At 55.1% G+C, this 17,649-nt stretch carries 14 protein-coding genes; 6 read left to right on the forward strand and 8 right to left on the reverse strand.

The features are described from left to right. Positions 1-63: 63 nt before the first annotated feature. Positions 64-2,124, forward strand: a complete 2,061-nt coding sequence (locus tag HVX64_RS01235) for an AsmA family protein (RefSeq protein ID WP_042998539.1) — start codon at positions 64-66, stop codon at positions 2,122-2,124. Between the two features lie 45 nt (positions 2,125-2,169). Here HVX64_RS01235 and HVX64_RS01240 read toward each other — a convergent pair whose 3' ends face one another. The 3 genes from HVX64_RS01240 to HVX64_RS01250 form a co-directional block, all read right to left on the reverse strand. Next, positions 2,170-3,492 (reverse strand): MFS transporter, encoded by a 1,323-nt coding sequence (locus tag HVX64_RS01240; RefSeq protein ID WP_042998538.1) that lies wholly within the window; start codon positions 3,490-3,492, stop codon positions 2,170-2,172. Positions 3,493-3,845: 353 nt separating this feature from the next. After that, positions 3,846-4,874, reverse strand: coding sequence for an inner membrane protein YhjD (gene yhjD / locus HVX64_RS01245; RefSeq protein ID WP_044253716.1), 1,029 nt, complete (start codon positions 4,872-4,874; stop codon positions 3,846-3,848). A 47-nt stretch (positions 4,875-4,921) separates the two neighbouring features. Further along, the gene (locus tag HVX64_RS01250) at positions 4,922-5,821 is read right to left on the reverse strand and encodes a LysR family transcriptional regulator (RefSeq protein ID WP_044253713.1); all 900 of its coding nucleotides are present in this window, start codon (positions 5,819-5,821) and stop codon (positions 4,922-4,924) included. 119 nt (positions 5,822-5,940) lie between these two features. Between HVX64_RS01250 and HVX64_RS01255 the strand changes: the two genes are divergently transcribed. Together HVX64_RS01255 and HVX64_RS01260 are read left to right on the forward strand one after the other, a co-directional pair. Next, complete coding sequence (locus tag HVX64_RS01255) at positions 5,941-6,699, forward strand: SDR family oxidoreductase (protein WP_044253710.1); 759 nt, start codon at positions 5,941-5,943, stop codon at positions 6,697-6,699. A gap of 358 nt (positions 6,700-7,057) precedes the next feature. Continuing rightward, positions 7,058-7,657 (forward strand): response regulator transcription factor, encoded by a 600-nt coding sequence (locus HVX64_RS01260; protein ID WP_042998534.1) that lies wholly within the window; start codon positions 7,058-7,060, stop codon positions 7,655-7,657. 15 nt (positions 7,658-7,672) lie between these two features. On the opposite strand, the gene HVX64_RS01265 is transcribed toward HVX64_RS01260, so the two are convergent. Then, positions 7,673-8,221: a GNAT family protein gene (locus tag HVX64_RS01265; RefSeq protein WP_042998533.1), complete on the reverse strand. Its 549-nt coding sequence runs from the start codon at positions 8,219-8,221 to the stop codon at positions 7,673-7,675. Between the two features lie 153 nt (positions 8,222-8,374). Here HVX64_RS01265 and HVX64_RS01270 point away from each other — a divergent pair, with 153 nt between their 5' ends. Continuing rightward, positions 8,375-9,955 carry an STY4199 family HEPN domain-containing protein gene (locus HVX64_RS01270; RefSeq protein WP_042998532.1) on the forward strand — a complete coding sequence of 527 codons (1,581 nt, stop codon included), beginning with the start codon at positions 8,375-8,377 and terminating at the stop codon, positions 9,953-9,955. Positions 9,956-9,958: 3 nt separating this feature from the next. On the opposite strand, the gene HVX64_RS01275 is transcribed toward HVX64_RS01270, so the two are convergent. The 4 genes from HVX64_RS01275 to HVX64_RS01290 form a co-directional block, all read right to left on the reverse strand. Continuing rightward, entirely contained in the window at positions 9,959-11,608 is a 1,650-nt protein-coding gene (locus HVX64_RS01275) for an alpha,alpha-trehalase (RefSeq protein WP_042998531.1), read from the reverse strand. Between the two features lie 285 nt (positions 11,609-11,893). Continuing rightward, positions 11,894-12,145, reverse strand: a complete 252-nt coding sequence (locus HVX64_RS01280) for a hypothetical protein (RefSeq protein ID WP_044253705.1) — start codon at positions 12,143-12,145, stop codon at positions 11,894-11,896. 164 nt (positions 12,146-12,309) lie between these two features. Beyond that, positions 12,310-13,662 (reverse strand): glutathione-disulfide reductase, encoded by a 1,353-nt coding sequence (gene gorA / locus HVX64_RS01285; protein WP_042998529.1) that lies wholly within the window; start codon positions 13,660-13,662, stop codon positions 12,310-12,312. Positions 13,663-13,733: 71 nt separating this feature from the next. Next, entirely contained in the window at positions 13,734-14,576 is an 843-nt protein-coding gene (locus HVX64_RS01290) for a 23S rRNA (adenine(2030)-N(6))-methyltransferase RlmJ (protein WP_042998528.1), read from the reverse strand. 215 nt (positions 14,577-14,791) lie between these two features. On the opposite strand from HVX64_RS01290, the gene prlC reads away from it, so the two are divergent. Both prlC and rsmJ read left to right on the forward strand, forming a co-directional pair. Further along, positions 14,792-16,834: an oligopeptidase A gene (gene prlC / locus HVX64_RS01295; protein WP_044253702.1), complete on the forward strand. Its 2,043-nt coding sequence runs from the start codon at positions 14,792-14,794 to the stop codon at positions 16,832-16,834. Positions 16,835-16,841: 7 nt separating this feature from the next. Further along, on the forward strand, positions 16,842-17,612 hold the full coding sequence (gene rsmJ, locus HVX64_RS01300) for a 16S rRNA (guanine(1516)-N(2))-methyltransferase RsmJ (protein WP_044253699.1): 771 nt from the start codon (positions 16,842-16,844) through the stop codon (positions 17,610-17,612). The last annotated feature ends 37 nt before the right edge of the window (positions 17,613-17,649 follow it).

Genomic DNA, 17,649 nt, shown 5'->3' on the forward strand with positions numbered 1-17,649 from the left:
CGCTAACTCCGTCTGGCTGGACTATCTTTAGGACAGGCAAGGAAAGACGTGAGGATGCTAACTATGACCAAAGCCGGAAAAATAACTGCAGTGATCACAGGGACTTTCTTGTTGTTGATCGTGGTCGTTATCGTGTTGATAGCGACATTTGACTGGAACCGCCTCAAACCGACCATCAACCAGAAAGTCTCTACCGAACTTAACCGACCGTTCGCTATTCGCGGTGATTTAGGCGTTGTCTGGGAACGCCAGAAGCAGGAGACCGGCTGGCGCAGTTGGGTGCCGTGGCCGCACGTACATGCTGAAGATATTATCCTCGGCAATCCCCCCGACATTCCTGAAGTGACGATGGTGCACCTTCCCCGCGTCGACGCGACGCTCGCCCCGCTGGCGTTGTTAAGCAAAACCGTCTGGCTGCCGTGGATCAAGCTGGTGAAACCCGATGCGCGGCTGATTCGCCTGTCCGAGAAAAACAATAACTGGACCTTCGACCTCGCGAATAGCGAAAACAAAGACCCGAATGCGCAGCCGTCTGACTGGTCCTTCCGGCTGGACACTATTCTCTTCGATCAGGGGCGGATCGCTATCGACGATAAGGTCAGTAAAGCTGATATTGAGATCCTGGTCGATCCGCTGGGCAAACCGTTGCCGTTCAGTGAAGTCACGGGAAATAAAGCGAAAGGCGATAACGCGAAGGTTGAAGACTACGTATTTGGTCTGAAGGCGCAGGGGCGATACAACGGCGAACCGCTCACCGGAACGGGAAAAATGGGCGGCATGCTGGCGCTGCGTAGCGAAGGGGCAGCGTTTCCGGTACAGGCCGATTTCCGTTCCGGCAATACCCGGGTGGCGCTGGTGGGCGTGGTTAAGGACCCAATGAAGATGGGCGGCGTCGATCTGCAACTGAAATTCTCCGGGGATTCCCTGGGTGAGCTGTACGATCTGACGGGAGTGCTGCTGCCGGATACGCCGCCGTTCGAAACGGACGGTCGGCTGGTGGCGAAAATCGATACCAACGCATCATCGGTGTTTGACTACCGGGGGTTCAATGGGCGGATCGGCGACAGCGATATTCACGGCTCGCTGACCTATACGACAGGGAAACCGCGTCCGAAGCTGGAAGGAGAGGTGGAATCGCGCCAGCTCAGGCTGGCGGATTTAGGACCGCTGATCGGCGTCGATTCCGGTAAAGGCACAGAAAAAGCGCAGCGTTCGGAACAGAAAAAGGGCGAGAAGAGCGTACAACCCGCGGACAAAGTACTCCCTTATGACCGCTTCGAAACGGACAAATGGAACGTGATGGATGCCGATGTGCGCTTTAAAGGGCGGCGTATTGAACATGGCAGCAGCCTGCCTGTCAGCGATCTCTCGACCCACATTCTTCTGCAGAATGCCGATCTGCGTCTGCAACCGTTGAAGTTTGGTCTGGCGGGCGGCAGCATCAATGCGAATATCCATCTGGAAGGGGATAAAAAGCCAATGCAGGGGCGTGCGGATATTCAGGCGCGGCGTTTAAAACTGAAAGAACTGATGCCGGACGTTGAACTGATGCAGAAAACGCTGGGGGAGATGAGCGGTGACGCCGAATTTCGCGGGACCGGGAATTCCGTGGCGGCGCTGCTGGGTAACAGCAACGGCAACCTGAAACTGCTGATGAACGACGGACTGATTAGCCGCAACCTGATGGAGATTGTCGGTCTGAACGTCGGGAACTTCATCGTCGGGCAGATCTTTGGCGATGACGAAGTGCGGGTTAACTGCGCGGCGGCGAATCTGGATATCGTAAACGGCGTGGCGCGCCCACAAATTTTCGCGTTCGACACTGAAAACGCGCTGATCAACGTCACCGGGACGGCGAGCTTTGCCTCCGAACAGCTGGATTTGACCATCGACCCGGAGAGCAAAGGCATCCGCATTATTACCTTGCGTTCGCCGTTGTATGTGCGCGGAACGTTTAAGAACCCTCAGGCGGGGGTAAAGGCCGGGCCGTTGATTGCGCGTGGCGCGGTAGCCGCGGCGCTGGCGACGTTAGTGACGCCTGCCGCCGCGCTGCTGGCGCTGATTTCACCGTCAGAAGGTGACGCCAACCAGTGCCGGACGATATTGTCGCAGCTGAAGAAGTGATGCGCAGTGCCGGGTAAGGCGTCGCCACTACCCGGAATGTAAAGATTACAGCGACTGATGACGCGTTTCGTGAGTTAACAGTAGCGCGATCAGGGTTAATGCCGCCATCGATGCCAGGTAGGTTCCTACGGCGGCAAGACCATAATTGGACTGCAACCACGCGGCGATATACGGTGCGACGGATGCCCCGAGAATCGAAGAGACGTTATAGGAGAACGATGCGCCGGTGTAACGCACTTCAGTCGGGAACAGCTCAGGCAACAGTGCGCCCATCGGCCCGAACGTCAGCCCCATCAGGCTCAGCCCAAGCAGCAGGAAGGCGAAGACCAGCGCCGGATTGCCGGAGCCCAGCAGCGGTTTAAAGGCGAACAGCGCGAACAGGATAATCATTGTGGTGATGATGACCATGCTCTTGCGGCGACCAAACGCGTCTGCGAGCAGACCGGCGACCGGCACCATCACGCCAAAGCCAATGACCGCCATCATCAGCATCCACAACACGTCGTTGCGCGGCAGGCCCAGACCGACCGGCGCAGCGGCGGTACTGAACGTCATCGAATACACGGTCATGATATAGAACAGCGTATAGGTCGCCAGCATGATGAACGTGCCGAGGATGGTCACGCGAACGTGTTTAGTCAGCAACGTACCCAGCGGGATTTTCACCTGTTTTTTCGCGGCGGCCACTTTAGCGAAAACCGGCGTCTCATGCAGGGAAACGCGGACGTACAGGCCGATAATCACCAGCACCGCTGAGAAGATAAACGGAACGCGCCAGCCCCAGCTCATGAACTGCTCATCCGTCAGCAGCCAGGAGAGCAGCAGGAAGGTGCCGTTAGCAAAGAAAAAGCCAATCGGTGCGCCCAACTGCGGGAACGAGCCATACAGCGCGCGCTTACGCGGCGGGGCGTTCTCTGTCGCCAGCAGCGCCGCGCCGCCCCATTCACCACCCAGTCCCAGCCCCTGCCCAAAACGAGCCAGCGCCAGCAGAAGTGGGGCGAAAATGCCAATGGTGGCATAGCCTGGCAGCAGGCCGATGATCACCGTTGAGATCCCCATTGTCAGCAAAGACGCCACCAGCGTCACTTTACGTCCTACCCGATCGCCAAAGTGGCCGAAGAGCGCGGAACCAATTGGACGCGCGACAAAGGCGATGGCAAACGTGGCGAGCGACTGTAGCGTTGCCGCTGTCGGGTCGCCCTGCGGGAAGAAGATGTGCGGGAAGACAATCACGGCGGCGGTCGCATAAATATAGAAGTCGAAGAACTCAATGGCGGTGCCAATGAGCGAGGCGACGACGACCTTATTGCGCGAATTGACCGGAGTATGTTCCTGTTCGTTATCGAGTGTGGTGGCGGTTGCTTGCATAGTATTTTCTTATTTTTTGGCGAACGAACGGCCATATTACGCACAGCAAAAGCGACATTTCAATCTGTAACAATCGCTCGATATGGTTAAAAATCAGGCAAAAAGCGGATAATGTTTGCGCCTGCGATTTCTCGTCCATGAAATGCTTCACATAATTTAAAAATGAGTGGATAAAACTGGTTTTTGGTTAAATAAAAGTTAAGGACTGGATTTATGTGCTAAATGAACGGAGCGAGGCGGAAGTAAGTGCCTGAACATATTGCCGGATGGCGACGTAAGACACTTATCTGGCCTGGGTAGCGGGTGAAAGGTAGGCCGGATAAGCACAGCGCCATCCGGCATAATACCGCGCATCAACGGTGCGTTTTGCCCGGCATCCGGGGATCGTCTTTGTATTCGGCGGTTGCAATCCACGCCGCGCAAAACAGCGTCAGACGTGCGAAAAAGTAGAAGAACGCCATCAGTCCCAGTACAGAACCAAACGCCGCGCCGGAAGGGGATTTCACCAGCGCCGGCAGCGTCCAGGTCATGATGATTTTAATGACTTCAAAGCCAATCGCCGCAATCAGCGTGCCGCGAATCAATGCCTTTTTACGTGGACGATGACGCGGTAGACGCCAGAAAATCCAGAAGAACAACAGGTAGTTGGCAAAAATGGAGATCGCCAGGCCAATCAACCGCCAGGTGGGCTTTAGCCACTCAATGCTGTCGAGATAGAGGGCGGAGATAATCATCTGTTGCGCCGAACCGGCGACCGAGGTGATCGACAGCGTCACAATCAGTGCAATCAACAGACCAATCAGTGAGATGAAATCGCGGAGATATTTGATCCAGATTTTTTCCTGATCCTGCGGCGTGCGCTCCCAGACGTCCCGCGACTGGGCGCGGATCGCCTCGCGCAGGTTGCCCATCCAGTTAATCCCGGAGTAGAGGGCGATCCCTAACCCGACCAGACCAACGGTGGTACGCTGCTGTACCGCCGTATTGATGGTGCTTTTCAGCGTAGCGGCAAGCGTCGGGTCGCTGACGTTCATCAGGATTTTAGTGAAGATGTCCTGCAACAGCGTGGGATGCGAGGCAAGAATAAAGCCTGCGGCGGCAAACGACACCATCAGGATGGGGATCATCGACAAAAACGAGAAGTAGGTAATGGCCGCGCCGAACTGGTTACCTAACCGATCGTTAAAGCGTTCAGCCGCGCGGAGCAGATGCGCAATCACCGGAATGCGCTGGATTTTTTCGACGGTGGTGGTCACCGTTTTCAGCGTCTCGCTGGCGGTGCTTTTCTTCTCGTGCTCGGCGTCCCCGGTCGTGTCGATTTTGCGTACCGGGTCGTGTTCAAGTTCCTGAGTGGGGCGTTTTACGTCGTTATCCTGCATCATCAGGTCAGGCGTCCTTTTTTTGTTAATTCTCTGGACAGTATAGCGTCTCAGTCCACGTAGTCCTTCATTACCCCGGTCAGCCACTCCATAAACAGGTGCACACGGCGTGAAAGATTACGCCGGTGTGGGTAAAGCAGCGATACCGGCATCGGCAAGGCGCGGTATTGCGGCAGCACCTCAACGAGCGTGCCATTGCGTAACGCCTCACGAACCCCGACGCGCGGAACCTGAATAATTCCCAGCCCAGCCAGACAGGCGGCGTGATAGGTTTCGGTGCTGTTAACCGTTAGCGTACCGCCGGTTTTTATCCACTGTGTCCCGCTGCTGGTGGCGATTTCAAAGCCTGGCGGTCGTGTTCCCAGATTTTGCGAGTAATGTACTACCGCATGGGAGGCGAGGTCTTCAAGGCTTTCCGGATAGCCAAAACGCGTCAGGTACTGTTGGCTGGCGCAGTTGATCACGGTAAGCTTGCCCAGCGGACGCGCGATCAGTCCCGAGTCTTTCAGCGTGCCGACGCGCACCACGCAGTCAAAACCTTCGCGGATCAAATCCACCAGTCGGTCACTGCTGCTGAGCTCCAGTTCAATCCCAGGGTACTGCTGCAAAAAGGCGGGCAGGCGGGGGATCACCAGATTTCGCGCGACGCCAACCGGCATATCGACTCGTAGCTTACCGCTGATGCTGGTGGGATCGTGCTGAAACAGACCGTCCAGTTCATCCAGATTGCTCAACAGATCTTTCGCCCGTTCGTAATAGACCATGCCGTCCTGCGTCAGTTGTACCCGCCGCGTGGTGCGGTGTAAAAGCTGGGTGCTAAGATGGTTTTCCAGCGCCTGAATCTGGCGCGATACGCTACCTTTCGGGAGTCCGAGCGTGTCGGCTGCGCGAGAAAAACTCTCCAGCTCTGCGACACGAATGAATAACTGCATTGCATGAATTTTATCCATCCTGTAGCCCTATTGTTGTTCCAGATGAAACAGTCATGCGCAATTAGCGACATTTATTGTTTTTCTATCACCTAATAAGCTTTACCTCAATCCACACAACAGCTGAAATGAGGTTTCTTATGACGCAACGTATCGCATTGGTGACCGGCGGGAGCCGCGGGCTGGGTAAAAATGCCGCGCTTAAGCTGGCGGACAAAGGAACGGATATTCTCTTTACTTACCACAGTCAACAGCAGGCGGCGCGGGATGTCGTCGCTGAAATTGAGCAAAAAGGCAGGAAAGCGGCAGCAATTCAATTGAATGTCGGTGATAGTGCCAGTTTTGCAGCTTTTGCCTCTGAGGTGAAAACGCAGTTGCAAACGCACTGGAACAGAGAGACGTTTGATTATTTAGTGAACAATGCCGGGATCGGGCTATACGCGCCGTATGCTGACACCTCAGAAGAGATGTTTGACGAACTGATGCGCATCCATTTTAAAGGCCCGTTTTTCCTGACGCAGCACCTGTTGCCGTTGATTAACGAGGGCGGACGTATTCTTAATGTTTCAACCGGGCTGGCGCGTTTTGCCCTGCCGGGGTATGCCGCCTACGCGTCAATGAAAGGGGCGATGGAAGTGCTGACGCGCTACCAGGCGAAAGAACTGGGTGCGCGTGGGATCTCGGTGAATGCCATTGCGCCCGGCGCCATTGAGACCGATTTTGGCGGTGGCCATCTGCGGGATAATAAAGAACTGAATGCGTATGTGGCTTCGCAGACGGCGCTGGGCCGCGCCGGTTTGCCCGATGATATTGGCGATGCGATTGCGGCGTTACTCAGCGACGAACTGGCATGGATGACGGCGCAGCGTATTGAAGTCTCGGGTGGGATGTTCCTGTAAGCTGAATTCAGCGAGCCTTTACGTGCGATGAATGATCATGAAATGCGAATTTTAATTCTGTAACATAATTTCGCGCAGGCGATAATTTCTTTTCTCCTGCGCGTTCGTTATTCTCACTGAAATTTAATTTTCAATTAAGATAGTGGGTAGTGAAATATAAGGAATTCCTTAAGTCATTGCCCGTTTTTTATCCCCGGATGTAATTCTCGTGTTTCAGCTGTAAAAAAATGTTTTTTTACTTCTCTCCCGACGTGATATCTGTAAAATGGCCCCCCGCCAAATGGCGAATGTTTATTTTACCCATCGGGTAATACCCTTCCCCTCCTTAATGTTATTATCGGAAACGGTGGAGAGAGTAATGCAAATCATCATGTTTGACAGGCAGTCAATATTTATTCATGGAATGAAAATCAGTTTACAGCAACGAATTCCAGGAGTGAGTATTCAGGGTGTCAGTCAGGCCGATGAACTCTGGTATAAACTGGAAGAAAACCCGGAAGCCCTGCTCATGCTGGATGGCGATCTTGACGGTGAGTTTTGCCGTTGGATCCTGCAAAAAACGGTGCAACAGTTCCCCCTCGTCAAAACTTTAATTATCGCGACGGACTGCGCGAAAAAAGGATTACAGGAACTGACGCAATATAATGTGCTCGCGATTATTTCCCGCGATTCTGAACCGGAAAAATTTGTACTGGCGATCAATAGCGTTGCGATGGGGATGATGTTTTTACCTGGCGAATGGCTAACGACTCCGGCTGCGGAATATCGTGATATTCATGCATTAAGCGCCCGGCAGAGGGAAATTTTGACGATGCTGGCATCAGGCGAGTCAAATAAGGAAATTGGCCGGGCGTTAAATATCAGTACCGGAACGGTGAAAGCGCATCTTGAATCACTCTACCGCCGACTGGATGTTAAAAATCGCACCCAGGCGGCGATGCTGTTGGTTCAGCCTTAATACCCTGCAGTGATATTACGACCGGGATCCTGCGGTCGTAATATATTCCTGTTTTAATAACCCCAGCAGCCAGTCATTCTGCCAGCGCTGTTGTAGCCAGTAACTCTCCCTGAGCGTCCCTTCCAGTATAAATCCCACTTTCTCCAGCACATGCCGGGAAGCCTGATTACCTTCAGTGACACAAGCGGTCAGACGGCGCAGACCGCCGGTGGTAAATGCGTAATCGCAAACGGCGCGTAGTGATTCTGTCCCGTATCCCTTTCCCTGCGCGCCGGGCGTCAACAAGAACCCGACCTCAGCACAGACTTCCCCTCGATGAATATAGCCCGTCACCCCGAGCGGCTTGTGGCTTTCGTTATCGCACAGGAGCAAACACAGCCAGTGAGAGTCTCCTGGACACCATGTCGGTAAGCGAGAATCGAACGCTTCCCGAATGTCGCGCTCACTTCGCGCGTCGGCCACATGACGCATCACGTCCGGATCCTGCTGCAGCGCGAGAAAAAAGGGCCAGTCGGCAGAGGTTATCGGGCGACAGGTCAGGCGGGCTGTTTTCAGTATGGGCACAGAGCTATCTCCTGGGATATTTCTCAATGTTCACGTAGCGGTCACTGTATTAATTATTGAACTTGTTATATCTATAAAAACTAATAATTAAAACAAAGAACTAAAGCAAAATTAATGGTCTCCGTATGGGGGCGCTTTTAGCGAAGGAAGAGAATGACGATTAGCGTTTTGACGACACGCACCACCTTTGAACACTGTCTGGGGATTATCCGCCAGGCCTCGGTGGAGATCCTGCTGATGCTGGGGGTGCATGCCTCTGACGGTAAAGATCCGCGATGGTTTCTGGAACACCTGGATCAGGCCCGGCTGAACCTGGGCGGCTGGAGCCAGGTCGCCCGGCGTTTGCATCTCAACGACGCGCAACTGAGCCAGTTCACGCTGCAACTGCGCCATCTCCAGCAGTGCGTACCGCAATATGACAGCGGGCAGGAGGTCAGTGAGAACCAACTGATTGCCGCCCTGCGCGTGGTCAGGTCGCTGGAATTGCTGCGCCATCATCAATCGTTACTCAATTTTAAAACGGACATTGAAGAGGCCGACCACAGTCAGCAAGTACGCGCAGAACGGCAGTTACGCACGATTGAGTTAACCCTGACTGCGCTTATCTCGCAGATGTGGCCGGATAAAACGCAGCTCAATAATTACCTCAAAGACAACTTTGGCGCGGATAAGCTCAGACGCTGGATTAAGCTGGGTGAACGCCAGGATCCGCTGAATGGGATGCGTTTTAGCGAGCTGGCGCTGATGATTGTCGATAAAAAGACCTTCACCCGCCACTATTCCGGCATCTTTAACGATGCGTCAGTGCTGAACCTGTTTGTTGAACCGCGCCTGACGCTGCGGGTGTTTCTCGATGACTGTCGCCAGGCGCGTAACACGGTGCTGGCCGGGGAGCCGCTGTCTTCGGCACAGTTGACATTACTCTCCTGCCAGTTTCAGCATATTGTCCGTCCTGTCCAGCGGGCCTATGAGCAAGGGCGCGCCCGCATTAATCCGGCGGCGTTAATGATTGTGGAAGAGGGGCAACTGGCACAGTTTTGGGAGGAGGCGCGGAAAAAGGATCGTCAGGCGGGAGGCGATACCGAGGAAATTGGCGAATCCATTGAACCCCTGCGCAAGCGTTCGCTGCGCACGGCGGAAGAACGTGAACAACTGATCACTGGCGTGCTCTGGGGCGCGGTGGGGCTTATGGTGATCGCCATCCTGGGCGGTGGAGCGTGGTTAGTGAGTTCGCAACCGCCCGCGCCTGCGCCGAACATCAAGATCACCCAGGCAGAGCCCAAGCGCGAATTGCCTTCCGCACGCGAAATGGTGACACAGATGGGGATCACCTGGGATGTGTTTAACATGCGTGCGGCGATCGATCGCAATGACACCCGGGTCACCGCGCTTTTTTTGCAGGGCGGTATGAACTGGCAGGTCTCGTGGACCGAAACGGCGTTTGCCCGCAACAATACCGATGTCCTCGAGTTACTGTTGCGCTACCCCTCGCAGATGGATGAAAGCAAACCGTGTCGACGCTTTATCAATACGTTGGGTCACGCCATGTCCGGTGGTGCGCCGCTGACGGGCGAACACAAAGCTTATCTGAAGCGTTTCTGCACAGTGCCTGCGGTGATAGCGCGACAGCAGCATGATACCGGGCAGGCAGAGCGGCGTTTCCGCGCCGATCCCAGCGCGGATAACGAGAAATGGCTGAAGATTCAGCGCGCCATTTTTGACGTGATAGAGTAACCGTTATGGTTCTCCATACAGCCCAATCAGGCGCCGTGCGACGCCGTTGGTCCAGCCAAAGCCATCCTGCAACGGATATTCGCCGCCGCCCCCTTCGCGCGGGGTGCCGCTGGCGATATGGTATTTCTCAATAAGCTTATGATGTTGCTGATAAAACTGATTCACCGTCTGCAGCCAGCTATGGGCGATTTCGTCTCCCAGCGCATCATCGCCGTACATCTTAAAACCCTGAATTGCCATCCATTGTAGCGGCGCCCAACCGTTGGGTTTATCCCACTGTTCGCCGGTTTCGTACTCGGAGGCCATAATGCCGCCGGGCGTCAACAGGCGAGCACGCACGGTATCCCCCAGCCGATCGGCCTGTTCATGGGTCGCCATCCCGACGTAAAGCGGGACAATGCTGGCGGCAGAGAACAGCGCCATTTGCTCCCGCCGCCAGTCATAGTCGCGAAAGCAGCCATTTTCCTCATCCCACAGATAGCGGTTGACGGCAGCCCGTCGGTTGCTCGCTTTCTGGCGGAACAGTGCCTCAACGTCACGTTCGCCTTTTAGCGCTGAAATATTGGCGATGGTGCTCTCCAGTTTGAACAGAAAGGCGTTGAGATCGATAGGAATAAACTGCGTGGTGCGAATGCTCGCCAGTCGTGTGGGATCACGTAGCCAGCGGGAAGAATAGTCCCAGCCCGATGCCGCACCGGCGCGCAGATCGCGGTACACCTCGTTCGGCGGACGACCAGAATGTTTGGCAGTTTCCACATCTTCCAGCCATGATTCATCGCGCGGCGTGTCGCGGTCATCCCAGTAGCGGTTGAGCAGTGAACCGTCCGGCATCCTGACGGCATGGCGATACGCCTGGTTGAGCACCAGCGACTCTGCGCCGTCCATCCAGAAGGCATACTCCATCTTCAGATGGTCGAGGTAGCGCCGTGCGCCGCGAACGCCGTCCTCTTCGAACAGTTCGACCATCAGCGCAAACACCGGCGGCTGCGAGCGGCTGAGGTAATAAGTACGGTTGCCGTTCGGAATATGGCCGTAGTTTTCAATCATCCACGCAAAGTTATCTGCCATACATTTCAGCAGGTCTTCGCGACCGCTTTCCGCCAGACCCAGCATGGTGAAATAGGAATCCCAGTAGTAGGTTTCGCTGAATCGACCACCTGGCACGATATAGGATTGCGGTAGCGCCAGCAGCGATGACCACGGAATATGATCCTGCGGCTCGCGGGTGAGTACCGGCCACAACTGGTCGATATGCTCTTTCAGCGAATTTTCCGGGTTGGAAACATACGCGCTGTCGAAGACTTCAGGCAGCCAGAAGTGATTTTCGACAAAGCGGCGTAAATCGAAATCCCGATGACGACGGACTTTGCGGTAGCGAATCAGAATATCGAGCGGATCCATTTTCGGCGCACAGTCAGGAAACGTTTTGCTGTCGGCAAAAATTTTCGAGGACTGTACGTGCTCGAACAGTTCAAGATAGCGATCGGCTGGTGTCAGGGCGTCAGAGGCGGGGAGCCCCTCAATCATCTCAGGTTCCGGTTCTGCTTCAATCATCTCATCCAGTTTTAACTCGCACGGATCCGTTTCGTAGAAAAGATCAACGTCGATCGTGATTTCCTCTGACGGGGCGTGTTGCAGTTTCTGGTTGATCATAATGAGAAAGACCTCCGGATGGCGTCGTAAAGGATACGGGTGTTGCCCGGCTGTCTTTTAAGCGTAGACATTCGCTTCGGTGTGTGCGGTGCAAAGTGTGCGGCAGATCACGTTTACACAATCGCCGCAAACCGGGAAAAAAGCACAATGCATTGATAACCGGTGATAATTTTTATTACGTGTCGACTGGCGAATCCCTATTTTCGGAACATTCGAATGAAACGAATTGTGAATATTGTCGGGACGTCGCCTGGATAAGGTTTCCCACCCCGCTGAATACGGGGATTACCATTTCTCATCACGCGCGTCACGACGCCCTTCGCGGCGGTTTTCACGTTTATCCTGGCGGCACTGGGAATTACTTTCATCGTTATTCCGGACACATTCCCGTTTTGTTTCACGACCGTCCTGACGGGCATCCTGGCGGATCTCACGGGCGTCCTGACGTTTTTCAGCCCGCGCGGTGGCATGCGCCGGGAGTGTCACAATCGGGAATAAAACGACGGCAATTAAAGCAGGAAGTAATGTCTTTCTCATCGGGTAAAACCTCTTAAAATAAATAGCATTAGATACTATTAGCGCGGCAAGTATTGCTGCGGATTTTAATTTATACCCGGAGGAAAGTCGTGTTATGAGGAGGAACTAAATTGTCCATTTTTAAATAGCAGAAAAAACCCCGTGAAATCACGGGGTCAGGAACATTAACGCATGGTCACAAACTCTTCCGCTGCCGTCGGGTGAATGGCCACGGTGTTGTCGAAGTCTTTCTTGGTGGCACCCATTTTCAGCGCTACTGCAAAGCCCTGCAACATTTCGTCCATGCCAAAGCCGATACCGTGGATGCCGACGATTTTCTCTTCCGGGCCGACGCAGACTAACTTCATGCGGCACGGCTGACGGTGTGAGGTTACCGCGGTATACATTGCAGTAAACGAAGATTTATACACTTTCACCTGCGCATCGCCATACTGCTCGCGCGCCTGCGGTTCGGTCAGACCTACGGTGCCAATCGGCGGGTGGCTGAAGACCACGGTAGGAATATTGCTGTAGTCCAGATGCTCGTCCGGCTTGTTGTTAAACAGGCGCTCAGAAAGACGGCGACCTGCCGCAACAGCAACTGGCGTCAGCTCGACAGCGCCGGTGTTATCTCCGACCGCATAAATCCCGTCCACGCTGGTATTCTGGTATTTATCGACGACGATATACCCTTTGTCGTTGGTTTTTACCCCGGTCGCTGCCAGGTTGAAATTATCGGTTGCCGGTTCACGACCAATCGCCCAAATCAGGCAATCGACCGTTTCACTGCGACCGTCTTCCAGTTCAAGCGTCAGGCTACCGTCGGCGTTTTTCACGACCGCTTTCGGAATGGCGTGGGTGTGAAGCGTCGGGCCTTCGGCATTCATCACTTCCACCAGCGTTTCGGTAATCATCGGGTCAAAACTGCGCAGTGGCGCATGCTTACGCACGAACAGATGGGTTTTGGCACCCAGACCGTTAATCACGCCCGCCAGTTCAACGGCGATATAACCGGCACCGACAACCGCGACGCGCTCCGGCAGGGCCGGCAGTTCAAAGAAACCATCGGAGTCGATACCGTATTCCACGCCCGGAATATCCGGGTGGCTCGGACGACCCCCCGTGGCGATGAGAATGTGATCGGCAGTAATTGTTTCACCGTTGACTTCAATGGTTTTGGCATCGACGAAGCGGGCAAAACCTTTGATCACATCAACGTTATTTTTACCCAGCACGTTGTCATACGAGGTGTGAATGCGGTCGATATAGGCAGTACGGCTGGCAATCAGCGTATCCCAGTTGAATTTATTGATCGTGGTGTCAAACCCGTAGTCCGGACCATACAGGTGGATCGCTTCACGGATCTGCGCAGCATGCCACATTACTTTTTTCGGGACGCACCCGACGTTAACGCAGGTGCCGCCCAGCGCTTTGGCTTCAATCAGCGCACACTTCTGGCCGTACATGGCTGCACGGTTAATCGAGGCGATACCGCCGCTGCCACCGCCGATGGCGATGTAGTCATAATGCTTGCTCATGCGTCTTTTCCTTACGTTCTGATTGCCGCGATTGTATACCTGAAATCAATAGTTTCCACCGATGGCTGCAATTACTCTGGCACGATCCAGTTTACCAAGGTATGCCCGGTACCCGCTGGCACCAGCTTGCTGTGCAGCCACGGTAGCACTGTGTTCATTTGTGCTTCCAGCTTCCACGGCGGGTTGACCACAATCATGCCGGAGGCGGTCATGCCGCGCTGGTCGCTGTCCGGGCGGACCGCCAGCTCAATTTGCAGGATTTTACGGATGCCGGTCGCTTCCAGATCGTGCACCATGCGCTTGATTTGCTGGCGTAACACGACCGGATACCACAGCGCATACGTCCCAGTGGCAAAACGTTTATAGCCTTCGCTAATCCCGGCGACAACGGCCTGGTAGTCCGATTTAATCTCGTAAGGCGGGTCGATGAGAATCAAACCACGACGAGAGACCGGCGGCAGCTTTGCCTTCAGTTGCTGATAGCCGTCGGCACGGGCTACGCGGGCACGTTCATCTTTCTGGAATTCACCTCGCAGCAGCGGGAAATCACTCGGATGCAGCTCCGTCATATGCAGGCTGTCCTGCTCGCGCAGCAGTTGACGCGCGATCAGCGGGGAGCCGGGGTAGTAACGCAGTTGCCCGCTACGGTTGAAGTGTTTGACCACGCCGATGTACGGCTCGAGTTCGGCCGGCAGATCGTCCTGCTGCCAGATGCGGGCGATACCTTCCAGGTATTCACCAGTGCGTTCAGCATGCTCGCCGCTTAGCTGATAACGGCCCGCGCCTGCATGGGTGTCCAGATAGAGAAACGGCTTCTCTTTCTCTTTGAGCGACTCGATGATCAGGCTCTGAACCGTGTGTTTAAGGACGTCGGCGTGGTTGCCAGCGTGGAAGCTGTGGCGATAACTGAGCATGGGTAAACGTGTTCCAGGTTGTAAACGTAGGCCCGATTAGCGTCACGCTTTCGGGCGAATAAAAAGCCTATCGCCACAGTATACAGAAAACTCACCGCTGCCGCGAAAGCGCAACGCCTGGCATTGAAATCCTCTACACTTATCCCCATTCTACAGGGATATTGCACAGCGCCGGATGCGCGCGACATTCACCTTATTCTAACAGGACAGCGTTTATGACCAATCCTTTACTGACGCCTTTCGAGCTACCGCCTTTTTCCAACATTCAGCCGGAACATGTGGTCCCGGCGGTAACCAAAGCGCTGAACGACTGCCGTGAGAATGTGGAACGCGTCGTGGCGCAGGGCGCACCCTACAGCTGGGAAAATCTTTGCCAACCGTTGGCGGAAGTCGATGACGTCCTGGGGCGTATTTTTTCTCCGGTCAGCCATCTGAATTCAGTAAAAAACAGCCCGGAACTGCGCGAAGCCTACGAGCAAACCCTGCCGTTGCTATCGGAATACAGCACCTGGGTCGGTCAGCATGAAGGTTTATACAAGGCATACCGCGACCTGCGTGACGGCGATCATTACGCCACGCTGAACACCGCACAGAAAAAAGCCGTGGATAACGCGCTGCGTGATTTTGAACTCTCCGGGATTGGCCTGCCGAAAGAAAAACAGCAGCGCTACGGTGAGATCGCCACCCGCCTGTCTGAACTGGGCAACCTGTACAGCAACAACGTCCTCGACGCCACCATGGGCTGGACGAAGCTGATTACTGATGAAGCAGAGCTGGCCGGGATGCCGGAAAGCGCGCTGGCGGCAGCAAAAGCACAGGCTGAAGCGAAAGAGCAGGAAGGCTATCTGCTGACGCTGGATATCCCGAGCTACCTGCCGGTGATGACTTACTGTGACAACGGGCAGCTTCGTGAAGAGATGTATCGTGCCTATGTGACCCGGGCGTCCGATCAAGGACCTAACGCCGGTAAATGGGACAACAGCCCGGTGATGGCGGAAATTCTCGCCCTGCGCCACGAGCTGGCGCAACTGCTGGGCTTTGAAAGCTATGCCTTTAAATCGCTCGCCACCAAAATGGCGGAAAACCCGCAGCAGGTGCTGGAGTTTTTAACCGATCTGGCAAAACGCGCGCGTCCGCAAGGCGAGAAAGAGCTGGCGCAACTGCGCGCCTTCGCGAAAACGGAGTTTGGCGTCGATGAGCTGAACCCGTGGGATATCGCGTACTACAGCGAAAAACAGAAGCAGCATCTCTACAGCATCAGTGATGAGCAATTACGTCCGTACTTCCCGGAAAACAAAGCCGTTAACGGCTTGTTTGAAGTGGTGAAACGTATTTATGGTATTACCGCAAAAGAGCGTAAGGATGTGGATGTCTGGCATCCGGACGTGCGTTTCTTTGAGCTGTATGACGAAAACAATGAACTGCGCGGCAGCTTCTATCTCGATCTCTATGCCCGTGAGCACAAACGCGGCGGGGCGTGGATGGATGACTGCGTCGGTCAGATGCGTAAATCCGACGGCTCACTGCAAAAACCGGTCGCTTACCTGACCTGTAACTTTAACCGCCCGGTTAATGGCAAACCGGCGCTGTTCACCCACGATGAAGTGATCACTCTGTTCCACGAATTTGGTCACGGCCTGCATCACATGCTGACCCGCATCGAGACCGCTGGCGTTTCCGGGATCAACGGCGTGCCGTGGGATGCGGTCGAGCTGCCGAGCCAGTTTATGGAAAACTGGTGCTGGGAACCGGACGCGCTGGCGTTTATCTCCGGCCATTACGAGACTGGCGAACCGCTGCCGAAGGAATTACTGGATAAAATGCTGGCGGCGAAGAACTACCAGGCGGCGCTGTTTATCCTGCGTCAGCTAGAGTTCGGTCTGTTTGACTTCCGTCTGCATGCGGAATTTGACCCGCAGCAAGGGGCGAAAATCCTCGAAACGCTGGCGGAAATCAAAAAACAGGTCGCCGTGGTGCCGGGGCCGTCTTGGGGGCGTTTCCCGCATGCATTCAGTCACATTTTCGCCGGTGGCTATGCGGCGGGCTATTACAGCTACCTGTGGGCTGATGTGCTGGCTGCGGATGCGTTCTCTCGCTTCGAAGAAGAAGGCATTTTCAATCGCGATACCGGCCAGTCATTCCTGGATAACATCCTGACGCGTGGCGGGTCTGAAGAGCCAATGGAACTGTTCAAACGTTTCCGTGGCCGCGAGCCGCAGCTCGACGCGATGCTTGAGCATTACGGAATCAAAGGCTAGTTCTTCAGTGAAAATTTGTTTACTGGATGAAACAGGCGCCGGAGACGGCGCCTTATCTGTTCTGGCCTCCCGCTGGGGACTGGAACACGACGAAGACAACCTGATGGCGCTGGTGCTGACACCGGAGCATCTGGAGTTGCGTAAGCGCGATGAACCGAAGCTCGGCGGTATTTTCGTGGATTTTGTCGGCGGGGCGATGGCCCATCGCCGCAAGTTCGGCGGCGGTCGCGGTGAAGCGGTGGCAAAAGCGGTGGGCGTTAAAGGCGACTATTTGCCAGATGTCGTCGATGCGACTGCGGGTCTGGGGCGTGATGCATTCGTTCTGGCCTCGGTCGGCTGTCATGTGCGGATGCTGGAGCGTAACCCGGTGGTGGCGGCGCTACTTGATGATGGTCTGGCGCGCGGCTATGCCGATGCGGAAATCGGCCCGTGGTTGCAGGCACGACTGCAGCTGATCCATGCCTCCAGCCTGACGGCGCTGACGGATATCACGCCGCGTCCGCAGGTGGTCTATCTCGACCCGATGTTTCCCCACAAACAGAAAAGCGCGCTGGTGAAAAAAGAGATGCGGGTCTTTCAGTCGCTGGTGGGCCCGGATCTGGACGCCGACGGCTTGCTGGAACCAGCGCGTCAGCTCGCAACCAAACGCGTGGTGGTGAAACGCCCGGACTACGCGCCGCCGCTGGCGGATGTTGCTACGCCGAATGCGGTGGTGACCAAAGGGCACCGGTTTGATATTTATCCCGGCACGCCTCTGGCGGATGAACAGATCGCCTGATGGCGCTTCGCGTATCCGGGCTACGACGCGGTGTGGG

This window comes from Citrobacter sp. RHB20-C16, assembly GCF_013890155.1.
GTDB classification, from domain to species: domain Bacteria; phylum Pseudomonadota; class Gammaproteobacteria; order Enterobacterales; family Enterobacteriaceae; genus Citrobacter_A; species Citrobacter_A amalonaticus.